Source organism: Exiguobacterium sp. s11, assembly GCF_018619015.1.
Classification (GTDB): domain Bacteria; phylum Bacillota; class Bacilli; order Exiguobacteriales; family Exiguobacteriaceae; genus Exiguobacterium_A; species Exiguobacterium_A indicum.
Window position 1 is genome coordinate 530,936 of sequence record NZ_JACSNF010000002.1, and the last position, 17,698, is coordinate 548,633.

A 17,698-nucleotide genomic window follows, 5' to 3' on the forward strand; every position below is an offset into this window, starting at 1 on the left:
CGATGGAAACACGAAACATGGTCACGAAATCACAAATCAAAGAGGCGTTACGCGAATTAGGTGTGACGCCCGGCATGAAATTGTTCGTCCATACGTCACTTAAACAAATCGGCTGGATTCCCGGCGGCGTACAAGCGTTGATCGAGGCCTTACAGGAAGTCGTCACGACCGAAGGCTTGATTATGATGCCGGCGCAAAGTACCGATAATTCGGATCCGAAGAACTGGAGCCAACCGGCTGTGCCTGAAGAATGGTGGGAAACGATTCGTCGGGAGATGCCGGCATATGATCCGGCAAAAACGGTCACGCGCGGCATCGGTCGTGTTCCGGAAGTTTTCCGGACATATCCCGGCGTCGTTCGAAGCAATCATCCGATGTGGTCCGTGACTGCTTGGGGGAAAGATGCGACGACGTTCGTTGCTGATCATACATTAGAAAATGGCTTCGGTCCCGGTTCACCGATCGAACGCTTCATCGAGGCGGACGGTCAAATTCTGCATATTGGTTCTCCTTGGGATACGACGACCGTCTGGCATTATGCGGAATACGGGTTAAATCGTCCGGACGTCGAGGATGGTTGTAAAGTCAAAGAAGGATCGACGGAACGATTCATTCATTACCGACATCGCCAAATCGATAGTGAGGCGTTCGGTCCGATCGGTGAAGGGTTAGAAAGTGCCGATTTCGTCACGTCCGGTCTGATCGGACAAGCGAAATCTTACCGCATCGATGCCAAAGCCTCGATCCCAGTCGTCATGTTGCAATTAAAAGCGCTTGATCAATGGTTATTTTGAAACTTTTTCGGGAAACCTTCGTAGTAGAAAACAGAATCACAAAAAGGAGTGAAAGCAATGGCTTCACGTTTTAAAGTAAATCCGGCATTGCGTCGCGGATTCGATACGGCACGTGTCGGAGAACGACCAATGACAAAAAGCGGGACGATGAGCAAGATTTTCTTGATGCTCGCTCTCGTCACAGCAGCAGCAGGGGGCAGTTGGTTCTTCCTCGCAGAAAACCAAGGATTGTTGTTCCCAGCCTTAATCGGTGGACTGGTCATCGGTCTAATCCTTGCCTTGATCATCACATTCAAACCAGCAACAGCTCCAGTCCTTTCTCCGGTTTATGCGATCGTTGAGGGTGTGGCAGTCGGAGCGTTATCGTTGATGTTCGAAAGTATGTACCCAGGAATCGTCGGAAAAGCAGTCGTTGCGACATTCGTCGTTGCGTTTGCGATGTGGTTCGTCTACTCGACGGGGATGATTAAAGTGACGCAACGTTTCCGTTCTGCGGTCACAGCAGCGATTCTCTCGATTTTCGTCTTGTATGCGGTCAACTTGATTCTCGCGTTATTTAGTGTCGATCTCCCATTCATGACAGGTAGCTCACCGGTTGCGATCGGCGTTCAGTTCGTCATCGTCATCGTGGCATCCTTGTCACTCGTAATGGACTTCGATTTCATCTCGCAACAAGTTCGCGCTGGTGCTCCGAAGTCGATGGAGTGGGTCGCGGCATTCGGATTGATCGTGACGATCATCTGGCTCTATATCGAATTACTTGATCTCTTGTATCGCCTCGCGGCGCGGGATTAACAGCAACAGACGACGGAAAGTCCGTCGTCTCAGATTGTAGACAAACCCTCATTTCAAAGACGAAATGAGGGTTTGTTGTATGTCATATATAGAAATGGGATAAATCTTCAGAGGTATTCAAGCTCTAGTTCGTAAGCTTTCGAGGCTTGAAAGTGTTTCCTGACACTTCCGATAAAAAGATAACATCGTGTTATATCAGGTAATTACGAGTAAAAGTTTTAAAATCCAGTGATATCAAAATTTGATAAATCTAATTTCAAGCCTTTCAGCTGCTTTATTAAAATATCAAATTTTAAAATATCTTTATTTCTTTTATTCTCAGGAATAGTATCTGGATTAAAAATTTGCATTCCTTCTTCTATCCATTTTTTTCGATACAACTGAAATGCAACTTCTAAAAATTCTTCAGGTATTGTTATAAAACCATGGATGACATCATGATCTTCGCTAAACCCGTATTCAAATCCACAACAAGGACATATTTCATATGTTTTTGAGTATGTCCCATCTATAAAAATTGGTTCTTCTAATCCTTCAAATCCACATACTAAGCATTCATGTAATGTATTCACTTTATAAATCGCACTCCTTTGCAAAAACTTATATCAATATTAATTTTTAAAATAGTTGGTACTTGTCAATTTATTCGGATGTATAAGTTTAAATAAAACGTAACAATCGTATCTTTATCATCGTCTCATTAAGAATGGAATCTTTCCTTGATCGTTCGCAGTAATACACGCGCACTAGGCGATAAAGTCGCCTCCTTTTTCCAAATCAAATGAACGTCCGAAACGACGGGAGGATCAAGAGGAAGAAAGATTAGATCGGAAGCGGTCGTATCGATGATGCCATCGATTGCTAGAGCGTGACCCACCCCTTGACGTACAAGTAAGGACGCATTGAACAACAAATTATATGTTCCGATGATCTGACAATCCTCAAGCGTTAAACCAACCTGTTCATGGAAATACGTGTCGAGCTGTGTCTGCTCGGATAGGAGCAAGGGAAGGGAGAGGAGCTGCTCCCGCGAAATTGTCTTAGACTGTGCGATCAAGGCACTACGACGTGATAAGACCCCCCAACGTTCCTGACCAGGCAATCGTAAGGAATGAAAAGCGGATACGTCAAACGGAGCAATGACAAGTCCGAAATCGAGCAATCCCTTTTCGAGCCGGTCGAGTACATCATTTCCATTGCCACTATACATACGAATCGTTACATCAGGATGAATGGCGTGTAAGTCTCTAAACGCTTGCATTACTGTCGTCAATTGTTGGGTTTCGCCACCACCGATATGAATTTCACCCGTCAATACTTCTTTTGTATTCAAATCGACTAATACTTTATCTGCTAGTGTAACCATCTCACGTGCGCGCTCTTCAAAGAATCGTCCCTTTTCTGTTAAACGCAACCCCTGTTTCGACCGTTCAAACAATTCGACCCCGATCGTTTCTTCTAGTTGTTGCAGCTGACGCGATAATGCCGGTTGCGACAAACGAAGGATTCGTGCCGCCTTTGTAATGTTTTTTTCTTCGACTAAAGCTAAAAAATAGCGTAGTTGTTGTAATTCCATCATTTCACCTCTATCCATGCAAAAATCGTATGATTTATTACTTAAGATTAGCATTAGACATGAATAGTTGTCAGCCGTAAGATGAGACCAAGTGATCAAAAGAAAGGAGGATGTATGATGACTGAACTGCAAACCTATGTAAGAGAACGTACGATTCTTCCAGCGGATCCGGTCCTTGAGCGCATTCATGCCATTCAAGATGAAATCGAACCGGAATTACAGCGATTGAATCAAGCGGTCTCACAAGAAGAGAGAAGACAGGTGCTTGCCGTGATCACAGGACAAGACATCGATTCATCTGTTAGAGTCTTAACGCCTCTATTTACGGATTTCGGACGGCATCTATCCATCGGCAAGCACGTTTTCCTCAATCGAGGTGTCATGTTCACGGATCTTGGTTCGATTCGTTTGGACGATCATGTCTTAATTGGTCCGTTCGCACGGTTGCTGACTGTCAACCATCCGGAATCACCGACGAAAAGAGGTGGCGTTGAGACAGCGCCGATTCATGTCGGGCGTAATGTTTGGATTGGTGCCGGCGCGACGATTTTGCCTGGCGTGACGATTGGTGAGGATGCGATCGTCGCAGCGAACGCCACGGTTACACGTAATGTTCCGCCCCGTACGATCGTCGCAGGTACTCCGGCGAGAATCATTCGAACGGTCGAGGTGTCGGATGAATAGATGGTACGGTTGTCTGCTTACATTTTTTCTGTTGAGTGGATGTACCGATACGAAAGAATCGTCACGACGAACAAAAGGAGCTGAAATCCGTCTTGCTTCAAATCGATGAAACAACCGTCCCGATTCGTTTTGCGGACAATGAGACAGCGATGGCATTGCAAAAAAGATTGCCGTTGACGATGCAGATGAAAGAGTTGAATGGGAATGAAAAGTATCATTACTTTCCGTTCTCGTTACCGACGAATCCAAAGAATATCGGAACGGTGCAAGCGGGAGATCTCATGCTGTATGGATCAGATTGTCTCGTCCTTTTTTATGAGTCGTTTCAAACGGATATAAAATACACGCGAATTGGTTGGGTCGAACCGAATCGATTACCCGAACTATTATCAGCTGATACAGTGCGTGTTCAAATGAGTACGGAACATTAAGAAAACAAGAGAGGAAGTCATCATCATGGCCATTCAAGGAAAAGTCATTATCATCACAGGAGCAAGTTCAGGTATTGGAGAAGCAACAGCACGCTTACTGGCAAGGCAGGGAGCAAAGCTAGTGTTAGGATCACGTCGCAATGATCGACTGGCGAAACTCGTCGATTCGATTCAAGCGGACGGTGGGGAAGCAATACACCAAGAGACAGACGTTGTGAAACTGGAGGATAATCAACGACTTATCGAAGCAGCATTGACGGCGTATGGTCGAATTGATGCGATTTTCCTCAACGCGGGGCTGATGCCGAGTTCTCCACTATCTGCTTTACAAGTAGACGAGTGGAATCAAATGATTGACGTCAATCTCAAAGGTGTCTTGAACGGGATTGCAGCTGTCATGCCGACATTCACCTCCCAACGTGCGGGGCATATTCTGACGACCTCATCCGTAGCAGGTCTTAAGGCGTATCCGGGTGGAGCTGTATATGGCGCAACGAAATGGGCAGTACGTAACTTAATGGAAGTCTTACGGATGGAGTCGGCGCAAGAAGGGACGAACATCCGAACGGCGACGATTTATCCGGCAGCGATTCATACCGAATTGCTCGAGACGATCTCACACGGGGAGTCGCTTGAAGGAATGACGGCACTATATGACCAATACGGTATCTCACCAGAGAGTATCGCGCGGATCGTCGCCTTTGCGATCGATCAACCAGAGGATACGAACGTGAGCGAATTTACGGTCGGTCCAACGACTCAACCGTGGTAAAAAGGAGGAGTATTAATGTTTCCACGAGGCGAAAAGAACGAAGCGTATCAAGAGGTATTCACAGGTATCAGTTATTTAGCACCACTCGTCGACGAATCGTTACCCGTTTCCGTATCACATGTGACGTTCGAGCCGAAGACGCGGAACCATTGGCACATCCATGATGGAGGATATCAAATTCTCCTCGTCACGGAAGGGGAAGGATGGTATCAAGAAGAAGGGCAACCCGCTCGACATTTGCAAGCAGGAGATGTCGTCGTCACGCATGATGGGGTCAAACATTGGCACGGGGCAACACGTTCTTCCTGGTTTTCGCACATTGCGATTACTGCCGGGACACCAATCTGGCTCGAGGCAGTTTCAGACGAACAATATGAAGTAACGGAATGAATAGAGAGACCATCTGAACTTCGCTGTCAGATGGTCTTTTTGATCATATTCCGTGATCGCTTTTTAGTTGGTCGACATATTGTTTTGCTTCGAGTAAGGACGATCCGAGCGTCTCTCGAACGCGTTTGACAGCTTCAACCGTCTTTCCCTCATGAAGCAACTGAACCAGTTCGACTTGTAACGCTGCTTCTTCTAGTGACACCTCATTCAGACCGAGGTGCTCCTCGATCCGTTGTAGCTTCTTCAGAATCGTTTGTTGGCGGCGTTTCGCTTCGTCCGCTTTTTGTGATAAGGACATCCAGATGAAGAATAAGACGATCAGTGGTGCGAACGTGACGACAGAATCCATGGTGAACACCTTCCTTTGTTTCACCGTACCATAGGACAGTCTCCATAACAAATAGTGGAAAATGAGGTGGAAATTGATTATGCTGATATAGTGGAAAATAAAGGGTTAATATGGAAAGGAGATAAATCTAGTGGACAATGTATTAGTAACATTTTTACCATTCTTGATTCAAATCGGACTGATCATGGTACTGTTCTTCTTCGGAACGTTTGGTCTGTTTTTCTTCGTAAAACGCAGTTCGTATCACAGTAGTCGTTATTATCGTTTAACGCGCGAACCGTTTTTACGGATCGTTCGTGATAAAGGGAAATGGGGCGAATACTTGACGACACGTCAACTCGATCAAGTTTCCGGATACGGCACGTATGTCTTTAATACATACTTACCACGTGCGCGTGGAGAAGGAACGACGGAGATCGATGTGACGTTCATTCATGAAAGTGGCATCTATGTACTCGAATCGAAAAACTACAGCGGGTGGATTTTCGGACGCGAGCAGGACCGTCAGTGGACGCAGCAGTTCCAGAATCGCTTCAAGCAACGGTTCTATAATCCGATCAAACAAAATGAAGGGCATCTCAAAAGCATGCAACGCTTCTTAGAAGGAACGGATCCCGCGCTCTTTCACTCCTTGATCGTTTTCAGCGAACGCTGTGAACTGAAAAAGATCACCGTCGATTCAGCGCATGTCCGTGTCTTGAAACGAAATGTCCTTCGCAAGACGATCGAGCAACTCGCGACAGGAAAACCATTGACACCGAGTCAAGTTGATACGATTGCAGGGAAACTCGGGGTTCATTCACAAGTCGATCGTGCCACGCAACAAGCGCATATCGAAGGGATTCGCCAACGCCAGGCAAAATGAGACCGTTGACGGACTTGTTCTTCTTCAGGTATAGTGGATAAATAATAAGTAGTGCAACTATATGGAGATGATGGGATGAAAGAATCGGAATGGTCGCTTGGCATGCAATTATCCCGTAGTTATTATGCGTTCAAACGTGCTGCTGCTAAACGGATGGAAGCGTTCGGTCTGACACCAGAGCAGTTTTCTGTCCTGAGCGAACTCGCTAAACAAGATGGTGTTTCGCAAAAGCAGCTGGCACTCGTGACAGAACGTGATCAAACGACGATTGGTAAGATTCTCGATAAGCTCGGTAAAAAAGAACTGATCGTTCGGACGCCGGACCCCCGGGACCGACGAGCGGTTCTGCTCTTGATGACACGAGAAGGACGCGACATCGTCGATCGCCTCGGACCAGAGCTCGATCAGCTACAACTCGAAGCGTTCCGTGGACTATCGAGAGAGCAAATCGAGCAATTAAAGGAAACACTTGAGACCATTCACCGGAATGTGACGTGAATGGTTTTCCTTCGGACATATAGTTGCACATGATATTATAAGTAATGCATATAAAAGGAGATTGTAATATGAAAGCATGGAAAGATGTCTGGTCAATGACACAAACGAAAGTGGGGCTCGTCTTCGCGATCGTCGTCCCGCTCTTGTTCCTCGTCGTCTGGATGACTGGTTACGAAGGAACGACGGAACGACTCGATCAATTGAACGTCGGTGTCGTCGGGGAAGTGAATGACCCGTTCGTCACATCACTAAAGGAAGCGCCGTTCACGGTCCAAGCAGTTCCGACCGAAGTGAAAGGGTTGGAAGCACTCGATGCCAATGAAGTCGATCTCGTTCTACAAAAGGATGATGCAACGCGTCAACTGACGGCACACGTCAGCCAGACGAATGCCGAATTCGCGAATGCGATTCTCGAGCGGGCAACGGAAACGATCGGCAAACAGTTGAATGGTGAGCCGACGTTCACGACGTCGGTCGTCACGGAGCATGCCGTCTCAGATTTTGCCTTGTCGATGCTGCCACTCGTCCTCGGGTTCGTCATCTATATCGCGACGATGACGATGGGGATTCAATTCAATCTCGTCAGCACTATTCTAAGTAAGCGTCATTCGATCTGGTCTCTATTTTGGAGTCGCCAACTGTTGCACGGAATCGTTCTTCTGGTTGTTCCATTGCTACTCGTTTCCGTGGCACATGTATTAACGGACATCACGACACCGTTCATCAAACTGTGGGCGTTCGAGCTCCTTGTCGTCGCGACCTGTATCGCCGTCACGCAGATGAACTTTGCGATATTTGGACCGATTGCGCCACTTGTCAATGTCGCATTGATTCCGTTCCAGTTGATGACTGCCGGAAACATCGTGCCAGCGAAGATGCTGGCACCGTTTTATCAATCGCTTGGAACATTCCTGCCCGTTCCGAATGCAGTCTCCGGTTTCAGCCGTCTACTGTTCATGGATGGTTCAGTAGGTCCACAGGTGCTTCATTTATCACTGATTGGTCTCGGTAGTTTCATCGTGACATGTTTAGTGGTGAGTTGGAGAGAGCAACGACAAGCACGACGTGTTGTTGCATGAAGAATATAAGAAGAATCGTCATCGAATAGGATGGCGATTTTTTTATTTGAGATCGATTTATGAAAAAATCATTGCATAACAAAAAGGTTATATAATAATATGGTTATGTAAAAAGCGAAATTGATATTTTCGCTCCTGTATCAGGCATGGATTATACGTTTAAGAGAAAGGAGGACTCTCCAGTGATCGAGACAGCAAAACGGGTAGAAGAGATGAGTCAGTTCTTAAAGCTACTGAGCGATGGAACACGTCTTGAAATTTTGCGAAGACTACACGTTCGGGAACATTGTGTCTGTGATTTCGTCGAAATGTTTGATATTTCGCAACCTGCAGTCAGTCGTCATCTAAAATTATTGCGTCAGTCCCATCTCATCTTGGAACGACGTGAACGACAATGGATTTATTTTCGAATCAATCCAGATCACCCGCAACACAAGTTGTTATTGACGATTTTAGAAGAAATGGACACGCCGGACATCCCGGACAGAAGCTGCTAGCACCATGGATGAAATGGATTAGCACGAGTAAGGCAGGGGAATTAAAACGATATTCCATTCTGAGTGACACGTTAAAGGATGACGAATCGTTAATTGACCCACTCGAAATTTAATACAGAAATGAAGTGAACGCATTGACCGGTACACATTTACTAGCGATCGGAATTTTTCTGATCACCTTATTCTTAATCATTAAACAACCGAAAGGACTCGGCATCGGTTACTCCGCGATGGGAATGGCGCTCGTTGCGCTATTGACGGGAGTCGTCAACCTCGATGATGTCTCGACGGTCTGGGGCATCATCTGGAATGCCACCTTTACGTTCATCGCTCTGATCATCATCTCATTGATTCTTGATGAGATTGGATTCTTCGAATGGGCGGCACTCCACATGGCACGCATCGCACGAGGTGGTGGTGTCAAACTATTCGTGTACATGACATTGCTCGGTGCTGTCGTTGCGGCTTTATTCGCGAACGATGGGGCAGCCTTGATTCTGACACCAATCGTCCTCGCGATGGTTCGTCACTTGAAACTTCCGGATTATGTCGTGTTAGCCTACGTATTCGCTTCCGGATTCATTGCCGATACAGCAAGTTTACCATTCGTCATCTCGAACCTCGTCAACATCGTCTCAGCAGACTTCTTTAACATCGGGTTTACGGAGTATGCGTCACGGATGGTGTTCGTCAATCTCTTTTCTGTTATCGGCAGTCTGATCGTTTTGTATCTCTATTTCCGAAAGAGTATCCCAAAGAATTACGATGTCGCGCAACTCGTCGCACCCGCGACAGCGATCAAGGATCAACGGATGTTTAAGCTTTCATGGTTCGTCCTCATTTTGCTGGTCGTCGGATACTTCACGAGTGACGTCATCGGCATTCCCGTCAGTCTTGTCGCTGGAATCATCGCTTTGTTCTTCTTATTGATGGCTCGCCGTTCACCGAGCGTACCGACGAAAAAGGTCATCGGTGGTGCACCGTGGGCGATCGTCTTCTTTTCACTTGGCATGTACATCGTCGTCTACGGACTGCAAAATGCCGGATTGACACAAGTTCTCGCTGACATCATTGATGGCTTTGCGACGAATTTAGCAGTCGCGACATTTGGTATGGGCTTCTTGGCTGCCATCTTGTCGTCGATCATGAATAACATGCCGACCGTCATGATCGATGCGCTCGCGATTGATTTAAGTCAGGCAACCGGAACGATTCGAGAAGCGCTCATCTATGCGAACGTCATCGGATCTGATCTTGGACCGAAGATCACACCGATCGGTAGTTTAGCAACATTGCTTTGGTTGCACGTGCTTCGAACGAAGGGTGTGAAAATTGGTTGGGGTCAATACGTTAAGATCGGAACGATTCTGACGATCCCGACACTTGCGATCACATTGCTTGGCTTGTATATCAGCTTGGTACTTTATTGATTTTTAAGGAGGAACGAAAGATGAAATTGATGATTATTGGTTCAGTAGCTGCGGGAACATCAGTCGGAGCAAAAGCGCGGCGTAACAGTGAAGAGTTGCAAATCACGATTTATGATCGGGATCAGGACATCTCTTACTCAGGTTGTGGGATTCCCTACTTCGTCGGTGGCGAAATCGCTGACATTGATGAATTGACACCGCGAGATGCCGCTTTCTTTAAAAAACGGTATAACATCGATATTCATACACAACACGAAGTTGAATCGATTGATCATGCGACAAAAACAGCTACCATCGTCAATCTCCTGACAGGGGATCGATTCACGGACACGTATGATACGTTAGTGCTGGCAACCGGTGCTTCTAGTATCGTACCGCCGCTTCCAGGCGTTGAGCAGGAGAATGTCTTTACGGTTCGAAATGTCCGCAATGCCGACGCGATCCGGTCCTATATTGATGCCCATGATCCGAAAACGGCAACAATCGTCGGCGGAGGATTCATCGGACTCGAGATGGCAGAACAATTGACGTATCGCGGCATTCAAGTCACGCTCGTCGAACGCTTGCCGCAAGTCATGCCGCCACTTGATCGCGATATGGCAGAACGTGTAGCGGATCATTTGAAAGATAAAGGGGTATCCCTTTTGCTTGGCGAATCCGTGACGGCGTTCAACGGAGAAGAACGTATTTCTGAGGTCGCGCTTGAGAGTGGAAAAACGATCGAGACGGATCTAGTCATTCTGTCCGTTGGTGTCAAGCCGAACACCGGTCTTGCGAAGCAGATCGGCGTAGAACTTGGTAAAACAGGGGCGATTGCAGTCAACCGTCACATGCAGACGAATGTAGCTGATGTCTACGCAGTCGGTGACGTCGCAGAGAGTTTCTCCGTCATCACGGGTGAAGCACTTTATCGTCCGCTTGGGTCAACCGCGAACAAGATGGGACGGATTGCCGGCATGGTCATTACCGGAGAAGAAGCGGAGCACCGTGGTATCTTGGGGACAGGTATCTTCAAGGCGTTCGATTTGACCGTCGCTCAAACAGGTTTGACGGAAAAAGAAGCGCGTGAGTCAGGGTATGACATCGAAGTATTGCATAACATCAAACCAGATCGTCCGGAATACATGGGTGGGAAAGAGATGACGATCAAAGCGATTGCCGATCGGGCAACAGGGCGAGTCCTCGGAGCCCAGATCGTTGGTCCGCAAGGTGTCGACAAACGGATTGATGTCCTGGCGACGGCGATCACATTTAAAGCGAAGGCAGAGGATTTATTCCATCTCGACTTAGCATACGCACCACCGTTTGCGACGACGAAGGATCCCGTTCTCTATACGGGAATGGCGCTCGATAATGCTATCAAAAAAACAGCGCGACTGATGACGCCGAATGAGTTGATTGACCAAGTCGCGAGTGGGAAGTCGTTCCAAATCATCGATACACGCTCGAAAGCACAATTCGAAAAAAACCATGTTGATGAAGCGATTCATATCCCACTTGGTGAACTGCGGACACGCGCGAAGGAATTGAATCCGACGTTACCGACGATCGTCTACTGCAACAAAGGCGTGACGGGGAATGCTGCGCAAAACGTCTTGAAAAATCTTGGATTTACGGATGTATGCAACTTATCAGGTGGGAACAAGAGCTATCAACATATTAAAAAATGCTTTTCATAAAATCGAACAATATAGCGTGATGATCCTATTCACTTAGGGATCATCACGTTTTTTGTTGTCAAATCGTTAGAAATAGGATATTTTTAGTATATCGGTAGACGATATAACGGAAGACGTAGTAAGGAAGTGGGAAAATGGCACGAACGGTTCAAGAGACGGCATTAACAGAAGCCGTCTATTATATTTTACTGTCACTTCAACAACCCCGTCATGGCTACGGCATCATGCAATTCGTCCAGGATTTGAGCAATGATCGTGTCAAGTTAGCTGCTGGTACGTTGTACGGCGCACTCAGCAGTCTGGTCGATAAAGGGTGGATTGAAGCGATCGAGCAAGAAGCAGGGCGAAAGAAAGAGTACATCATGACGAATCAGGGGCGGGAGAGATTACAGGTAGAGCTAGATCGATTAAAAGAACTCGTGCGACATGGACAAGAAACGATGGGAGTGGATCAAGGTGAGTAGTAAAACGATCTATCGCTTTTACGCTGATTATGCGAAAGAAGAAGTGTGGTTAAACAAGATGGCAAACAACGGCTGGTACTTACAGCAGTTTCGACTCGGACGTTATGTATTCATCAAAGGTGAACCTGGTATGTACACGTATCGAATTGAGTTATTAGAAAACATGCCAAAGCATCCGAAGTCGCAGGATTACTTTGCGTTTTTGGAAGAGATGGGCATCGAAGTCGTGGATACATCGTTCCGCTGGGTCTTCTTAAGAAAACGGACCTCGGATGAACCATTTCATTTGTACTCGGACTTTGATTCACAGATCCATCACGAACACCGGATTTTGCAACTCTATAAAGTCGTTTTTTTGGTTAATATTATTGCAGTACTCATTAATTTGTTTAATCCGATTACCGACACGATGATCTGGTTCAATCTCGCGATCGTGACGGGTCTCTCATTCGTGATGCAACGTCACGAACGTAAAATTCAAACGTTACGTGGATTGCGTGCCATTGCGGAGCAGGATTAAACATCGGAATCCGAGCTAGCGAGGAAACATTACGTGCTCTCATTCTCGACGATTGCTGAAACGATGTGAACGATGTATCTGCAACTTCACCAATGAGTGATTTCATCAAAAAAGCTCACGTCTCGGAAATGGAGACGTGAGCTTTTGTATTAGAATAACTCGTTGATCGGTGTGTCACCTTCGAGCAGTGTGACGACTTGCTTCGACGCCTTGTCGTGACCGATTGCAGCTAGAATAACGCGTGCGACATCTTCACGCGGAATTTTTTTAGTTGCTTGTTCGGACGGATCCGTCGTGACGTTTCCTGTGCCAGCTTCATCGGATAGTCCGCCTGGGCGAAGAATCGTGTAGTTAAGTGACGATTCCTTCAGGACACGATCCGCGTAGCGTTTTGCAATGTAATACGGCTTCATGCTGTCGGACCATGTTTCCGGCGAATCGGCATTCAAGGCACTGACCATGATGAACTGTTTTGCATGGATTGCTTCCGCTGCTTCAATCGCTTTGACAGCACCGTCGAAATCGATCAGCATCGTCTTGTCGGCTCCTGTGTGACCGCCGGATCCTGCCGTAAAGATGACGACATCTGACCCTTGTAATGCATCAGTGATCGTCGCGACGTCCGCTTCAAGATCGAGATGGACCGGGGTATGACCTAATTTCTCAAAATCACTGAACTGGTCCTTGGAACGTAATCCTACTTTGACATCGTGCTCCGAATCCTGCAGTAAGCGAGCAGCGTGACGACCTACTTTACCATTTGCACCAATGATGAAAATCTGACTCATGTTCCATTCCTCCATTTCACGATTTGATGATTCTGTTTCAGTATGGAAAAGACGGGGGGATTCTGTAAAGAAAGACGACTTGTAGAACTGTAACCGTCATCAAAACATCTTTTTAACGCTTTTATGCATAAAATCATCAAATTATCTTGAAATCACGTGTAAGTGTGGTAGGATAATGACTATTACCCACACCGAAAATCATTTGGGTTAAATTGTAGCAATATTCGGTGAATGGGAAACGACGAAACAGAAAGGAGAGTTACGATGAGAAAGAAACCATGGCTACTGGCAGGACTTGTTTTGACAGGCGTTGCCGCTTGGATGATCTGGAATCAACAGACGGATGCCAAAGCACATGACATCTTCGAAGACCACAAGCTGGTCGTCGGGACGACGGGGGATTATAAGCCCTTTACATACTGGAACGAGGAACGGAATCGTTATCAAGGCTTTGATATCGATGTCATCCAAGCGTTCGCAAAAGCAGCAAATCTTGATGTGACGTTCGTCAAGACGACATGGCCGACATTATCGGAGGATACGAAATCAGGAAAGTTTGATATCGCTGTCGGTGGCATCACGAAGAAAGTCGAGCGCGAGGTCGTCGGAGACTTTACATCGTCGTATTTCTCCTTTCAAAAAGCACCGCTCGTAAAGAAGGAAGATGTCGAACGCTTAAATTCGCTCGCAACAATCAATGATCCAGCAGTCAAAATCGGCGTCAATCCGGGTGGCACGAACGAAGCGTTCGTGAAGAAGCATTTTCCGAAGGCAGATGTGACCGTCTTTGAGAACAACTTGGACATTCCAAAAGCCGTTCAAAGCGGACAAGTTGATGTCATGGTGACGGACGACATCGAGGCGTTGCATTACGCGACAGAACTCGATCTTGCGGTGCCGAAACTGACAGAGGCATGGGAACCAGCCGAGATGGCGTATTTAATGAAACCGGACCAAAAACAGCTTGGAGACGTTTTCCGAGTCTGGTTCGAAAGCGCAGAGGGACAAGAACAAGTTCAAAAATTGAAGAAAAAATGGAACATCGTCTCGACGCGTGAGACGGTCGGAGCGAAAGGAGCGGGAGCACATGAGTAAATGGGGATGGATCGTCGTCGGAGGTGGCGTCCTGTTTGCGAGCTTACTGACGCTGTGGCAATCGGAGCAACCACGACGTGTACAAGCGAAGAACGTCTTTGCGACGAAAAAAATCGTCGTCGGAACGACCGGAGATTACAAACCATTCACGTACTTGAACCGGAAGACGAACGAGTACGAAGGATTTGATATCGAAGTGATCCGTTCTTTCGCGAAGACGACCGGTATCGATGTCGAGTTCGTCCCAACGACCTGGCCGACGCTGTCTGCTGATCTCGCAAGTGGGAAATTCGATATGGTCGTCGGTGGTGTGACGAAAAACATCGAGCGGGAGATCATCGGCGACTTCACGTCAAGTTACCTGTCGTTCCAAAAGACACCGCTCGTTCGTAAAGAAGATGCTAAGCGTCTTGCTTCGATTGAACAAATCAATCGCCCAGACGTGACGATCGGTCTAAACCCGGGCGGAACGAACGAACAGTTCGTCCGTAAGACGTTCACGAAGGCGAACATCGTCATGTATGAACAGAATCTCGACATCCCGCACGCGGTCGCATCAGGAGAAGTCGATGTCATGATCACCGATACGGTCGAGGCGATTCATTATGAAGCGCTCGACAAACGACTCGCGGCACCAAGAATTCAAGAAAAGTGGATTCCGGCGGAGAAGAGCTACCTCGTTCGAGAATCGGAAGGAGATGTTGTTGATGTCTTCAATCTCTGGATGCAATCGCACGAAGGTCAAGAAGAGATGGAGCAATTAAAAGAAAAATGGCAAGTAGCGTCGTAAGTGGATCGTGTCTCCGTATAACAGGAGGCACGATTTTTTAGTAACAGGAATCTAATCGGAAAGGGCGAACAAGTAACATAGAAGCAAATCAGGAGGAATCGATATGTTGAAAAATGGAACATCGAAACAATGGCTCATCATGAATGTACTTCTATGCTGTGTCACTTACGCATGGATTGTCATCGGAGAGTCATGGATTAATTCTACGTTGTTATTTGGAGGGGCGCTTATATTTACAAGTGGTGCAGTGCTCTCGTTTAGTCTCTCGTTAGCCCGAACCGTTCGATTAAAAGGAGTCGGATTAACGGTGATGCTGGTGTCGCTCGTCACAACGCTCGTGGTATCTGTCAGCGTCTTGTATGGTGTGTATCAGATTGTTGCGTAATCGTTAAAGCTTGAATCAAGGCATCGAATCAGATGTCTTTTTTTGATTCGAGAACAGAAAAAACGGGAAAATCTTGGACATGACTTTGAATTCAAGGAAAGAAGGAATGAAGATGATTCATGTCGAGAACTTGACGAAGACGTACGATGGGAAGGATGTTGTCAAAGGTATCTCGTTCGACGTTCAGGCAGGGGAGATTTTTGCCTTTCTTGGACCGAACGGGGCCGGGAAATCGACGACTGTCCAGATGCTGACGACGTTGATTCCGATTTCCGGAGGTCGGGCGACGATTCAGGAATTTGATGTCGTCAAACAAGAAAAACAGGTCCGATTGCAGATTGGGGTCGCCTTGCAAGATACCGGCATCGATGAAGATTTGACCGGGCTTGAATTACTCGTCTTACAGGGAAAATTATTTGGATTAAGTCAGACGGAAGCAAAAAAACGGGCAGAGGAATTGTTGCAGCTCGTCGGACTCGATCAAGACGGTCAGCGTCGATCAGGTACTTACTCCGGCGGGATGAAACGTCGGCTTGACCTGGCTTTGACGCTCGTCCATCAACCGACCGTTTTGTTTCTCGATGAACCAACAACAGGACTCGACCCGGCGAGTCGTCTGCAAATCTGGAACGAGGTCCGGCGACTAAATGAAGAGTTCGGAACGACGATCTTTTTGACGACTCAGTACTTGGAAGAAGCCGATCAGCTAGCCGACCGGATCGCGATCATCAATGAAGGGCAACTGATTGCGGAAGGGACGGCAGCTGAGCTAAAGGCAGCAAACGGGGAAGAGCGGATCGAATTGACGCTAGCTGAAAAAGAGAACGAACGGATCGTCTTAGAGACGTTTGCCGGTCGTCAGGAAAAAGATCGCCTCGTCATTCCTTCGCGGGGAACGGAGACATTGCGCGCGGTCGTCCGTTTTCTTGATGAACGAAAAATGGTCGCTACGTCACTGGTCGTCAAACAACCGTCGCTTGATGATGTCTTCATTCGTTTGACGGGACAAGCTTATAAGGAGGAATCGTGACATGATACGGGAAACTTGGTTTTTGATGCGTCGGAGTCTCCTCGTCACGTTACGTAATCCGTTTTCCTTCATTCCGAACTTGATCATCAGTGTCTTCTTCCTGCTCGTCTACACGAGTGGTTTGTCTGGAATCTCGAATTTACCGCAGTTCGACGGCGTCGATTATTTGAACTTCATTTTGCCTGTTTCGATCGTCTCGGGTGCTGTCGGCGGAGCAGGGGGAGCGGGGCAAGCACTCGTCAAGGACATCGAGAGTGGTTATTTCGCTCGACTCTTATTGACACCGGTCTCCCGGACCGCAATCGTCCTCGGACCGATGCTTGCCGGGATGCTGCAATTATTCGTTCAAACATTACTCATCTTCGGAATGGCATTCTTGCTTGGTCTATCGATTCCAGTCGGTGTCAGTGGCTTTTTCTTGACGATCTTACTCGCGCTTGGCTTCGGTCTCGCCTTTGCCGGTTATTCGGTCGGTGTCGCTTTGAAGACACGGAACGCGCAAGCCGCGCAAGCCGGAACACTCTTATTCTTCCCGCTGATTTTCCTGTCGACGACATTCGTGCCGAAAGACTTGATTGAAGCCGAATGGCTCAAGATTGCCGCGACGATCAATCCGACGACCTATATCATGGAAGGCATGCGTAGTGTACTGACTCGTCCGGAAATTGAATGGTCGGTCTACTGGCAAGGTTTGATCGTCGCTGCTGTTCTCAGTATTGCGATGGTGATTTTTGCTGCGTTGAACGCACGTGGGGCATTGAAAAAGTAAAAAATGGACCCGTTTTTA

Annotated in this window: 23 protein-coding genes; 19 read left to right on the forward strand and 4 right to left on the reverse strand. The window is 47.2% G+C overall.

Translation table 11 applies throughout. The annotated features are described in order from the left end of the window. Positions 1-2 precede the first annotated feature (2 nt). Together KNQ12_RS10345 and KNQ12_RS10350 are read left to right on the forward strand one after the other, a co-directional pair. Entirely contained in the window at positions 3-794 is a 792-nt protein-coding gene (locus KNQ12_RS10345; RefSeq protein ID WP_058265257.1) for an AAC(3) family N-acetyltransferase, read from the forward strand. A gap of 57 nt (positions 795-851) precedes the next feature. Further along, on the forward strand, positions 852-1,589 hold the full coding sequence (locus KNQ12_RS10350) for a Bax inhibitor-1/YccA family protein (RefSeq protein ID WP_058265258.1): 738 nt from the start codon (positions 852-854) through the stop codon (positions 1,587-1,589). Positions 1,590-1,807: 218 nt separating this feature from the next. Here the strand turns inward: KNQ12_RS10350 and KNQ12_RS10355 are convergent, their stop codons facing one another. Both KNQ12_RS10355 and KNQ12_RS10360 read right to left on the reverse strand, forming a co-directional pair. Next, entirely contained in the window at positions 1,808-2,161 is a 354-nt protein-coding gene (locus KNQ12_RS10355; RefSeq protein ID WP_023467865.1) for a hypothetical protein, read from the reverse strand. Positions 2,162-2,289: 128 nt separating this feature from the next. Further along, positions 2,290-3,165 (reverse strand): LysR family transcriptional regulator, encoded by an 876-nt coding sequence (locus tag KNQ12_RS10360; RefSeq protein WP_214747961.1) that lies wholly within the window; start codon positions 3,163-3,165, stop codon positions 2,290-2,292. A 114-nt stretch (positions 3,166-3,279) separates the two neighbouring features. Here KNQ12_RS10360 and KNQ12_RS10365 point away from each other — a divergent pair, with 114 nt between their 5' ends. From KNQ12_RS10365 to KNQ12_RS10380, 4 genes are all read left to right on the forward strand, one after another. Continuing rightward, positions 3,280-3,849, forward strand: a complete 570-nt coding sequence (locus KNQ12_RS10365; RefSeq protein WP_214747964.1) for a DapH/DapD/GlmU-related protein — start codon at positions 3,280-3,282, stop codon at positions 3,847-3,849. Positions 3,850-3,941: 92 nt separating this feature from the next. After that, positions 3,942-4,280 (forward strand): cyclophilin-like fold protein, encoded by a 339-nt coding sequence (locus tag KNQ12_RS10370; protein WP_214775447.1) that lies wholly within the window; start codon positions 3,942-3,944, stop codon positions 4,278-4,280. A gap of 25 nt (positions 4,281-4,305) precedes the next feature. Beyond that, positions 4,306-5,052 carry an SDR family oxidoreductase gene (locus KNQ12_RS10375; protein ID WP_050677022.1) on the forward strand — a complete coding sequence of 249 codons (747 nt, stop codon included), beginning with the start codon at positions 4,306-4,308 and terminating at the stop codon, positions 5,050-5,052. 15 nt (positions 5,053-5,067) lie between these two features. Then, positions 5,068-5,442, forward strand: a complete 375-nt coding sequence (locus KNQ12_RS10380) for a cupin domain-containing protein (RefSeq protein ID WP_214747971.1) — start codon at positions 5,068-5,070, stop codon at positions 5,440-5,442. Between the two features lie 43 nt (positions 5,443-5,485). Here the strand turns inward: KNQ12_RS10380 and KNQ12_RS10385 are convergent, their stop codons facing one another. Beyond that, positions 5,486-5,791, reverse strand: coding sequence for a hypothetical protein (locus KNQ12_RS10385; protein WP_214748285.1), 306 nt, complete (start codon positions 5,789-5,791; stop codon positions 5,486-5,488). Between the two features lie 130 nt (positions 5,792-5,921). On the opposite strand from KNQ12_RS10385, the gene KNQ12_RS10390 reads away from it, so the two are divergent. The 8 genes from KNQ12_RS10390 (at position 5,922) to KNQ12_RS10425 (ending at position 12,823) form a co-directional block, all read left to right on the forward strand. Then, entirely contained in the window at positions 5,922-6,656 is a 735-nt protein-coding gene (locus KNQ12_RS10390; RefSeq protein WP_035398000.1) for a nuclease-related domain-containing protein, read from the forward strand. A 75-nt stretch (positions 6,657-6,731) separates the two neighbouring features. Next, the gene (locus KNQ12_RS10395) at positions 6,732-7,154 is read left to right on the forward strand and encodes a MarR family winged helix-turn-helix transcriptional regulator (protein ID WP_023467873.1); all 423 of its coding nucleotides are present in this window, start codon (positions 6,732-6,734) and stop codon (positions 7,152-7,154) included. 68 nt (positions 7,155-7,222) lie between these two features. Next, positions 7,223-8,233: an ABC-2 transporter permease gene (locus tag KNQ12_RS10400; RefSeq protein ID WP_214747974.1), complete on the forward strand. Its 1,011-nt coding sequence runs from the start codon at positions 7,223-7,225 to the stop codon at positions 8,231-8,233. Positions 8,234-8,415: 182 nt separating this feature from the next. Then, on the forward strand, positions 8,416-8,730 hold the full coding sequence (locus tag KNQ12_RS10405) for an ArsR/SmtB family transcription factor (RefSeq protein ID WP_029341347.1): 315 nt from the start codon (positions 8,416-8,418) through the stop codon (positions 8,728-8,730). Between the two features lie 125 nt (positions 8,731-8,855). Beyond that, the gene (locus KNQ12_RS10410) at positions 8,856-10,160 is read left to right on the forward strand and encodes an arsenic transporter (RefSeq protein WP_214747978.1); all 1,305 of its coding nucleotides are present in this window, start codon (positions 8,856-8,858) and stop codon (positions 10,158-10,160) included. 20 nt (positions 10,161-10,180) lie between these two features. Then, positions 10,181-11,839 carry an FAD-dependent oxidoreductase gene (locus KNQ12_RS10415; RefSeq protein ID WP_214747981.1) on the forward strand — a complete coding sequence of 553 codons (1,659 nt, stop codon included), beginning with the start codon at positions 10,181-10,183 and terminating at the stop codon, positions 11,837-11,839. Between the two features lie 134 nt (positions 11,840-11,973). Then, positions 11,974-12,303, forward strand: coding sequence for a PadR family transcriptional regulator (locus tag KNQ12_RS10420; RefSeq protein ID WP_214747984.1), 330 nt, complete (start codon positions 11,974-11,976; stop codon positions 12,301-12,303). After that, a complete protein-coding gene (locus KNQ12_RS10425) occupies positions 12,296-12,823 on the forward strand; it encodes a DUF2812 domain-containing protein (protein WP_055967347.1) in 528 nt (175 codons plus the stop codon). Before KNQ12_RS10420 ends, KNQ12_RS10425 begins: the two co-directional genes overlap by 8 nt. A 149-nt stretch (positions 12,824-12,972) precedes the next feature. Here KNQ12_RS10425 and KNQ12_RS10430 read toward each other — a convergent pair whose 3' ends face one another. After that, the gene (locus KNQ12_RS10430; RefSeq protein WP_214747987.1) at positions 12,973-13,611 is read right to left on the reverse strand and encodes an SDR family oxidoreductase; all 639 of its coding nucleotides are present in this window, start codon (positions 13,609-13,611) and stop codon (positions 12,973-12,975) included. A 264-nt stretch (positions 13,612-13,875) separates the two neighbouring features. Here KNQ12_RS10430 and KNQ12_RS10435 point away from each other — a divergent pair, with 264 nt between their 5' ends. The 5 genes from KNQ12_RS10435 to KNQ12_RS10455 all read left to right on the forward strand — a co-directional run bounded on the left by KNQ12_RS10435 (position 13,876) and on the right by KNQ12_RS10455 (position 17,680). Beyond that, positions 13,876-14,706, forward strand: a complete 831-nt coding sequence (locus KNQ12_RS10435) for a transporter substrate-binding domain-containing protein (RefSeq protein WP_214747990.1) — start codon at positions 13,876-13,878, stop codon at positions 14,704-14,706. Continuing rightward, positions 14,699-15,496, forward strand: a complete 798-nt coding sequence (locus KNQ12_RS10440; RefSeq protein ID WP_058705140.1) for a transporter substrate-binding domain-containing protein — start codon at positions 14,699-14,701, stop codon at positions 15,494-15,496. The genes KNQ12_RS10435 and KNQ12_RS10440 overlap by 8 nt, the downstream gene beginning before the upstream one ends. A 103-nt stretch (positions 15,497-15,599) precedes the next feature. Further along, positions 15,600-15,881: a hypothetical protein gene (locus KNQ12_RS10445; protein ID WP_214747993.1), complete on the forward strand. Its 282-nt coding sequence runs from the start codon at positions 15,600-15,602 to the stop codon at positions 15,879-15,881. A gap of 112 nt (positions 15,882-15,993) precedes the next feature. Continuing rightward, complete coding sequence (locus KNQ12_RS10450) at positions 15,994-16,911, forward strand: ATP-binding cassette domain-containing protein (protein ID WP_214747996.1); 918 nt, start codon at positions 15,994-15,996, stop codon at positions 16,909-16,911. A gap of 1 nt (position 16,912) precedes the next feature. Beyond that, positions 16,913-17,680, forward strand: coding sequence for an ABC transporter permease (locus tag KNQ12_RS10455; protein WP_133208104.1), 768 nt, complete (start codon positions 16,913-16,915; stop codon positions 17,678-17,680). Positions 17,681-17,698 lie beyond the last annotated feature (18 nt).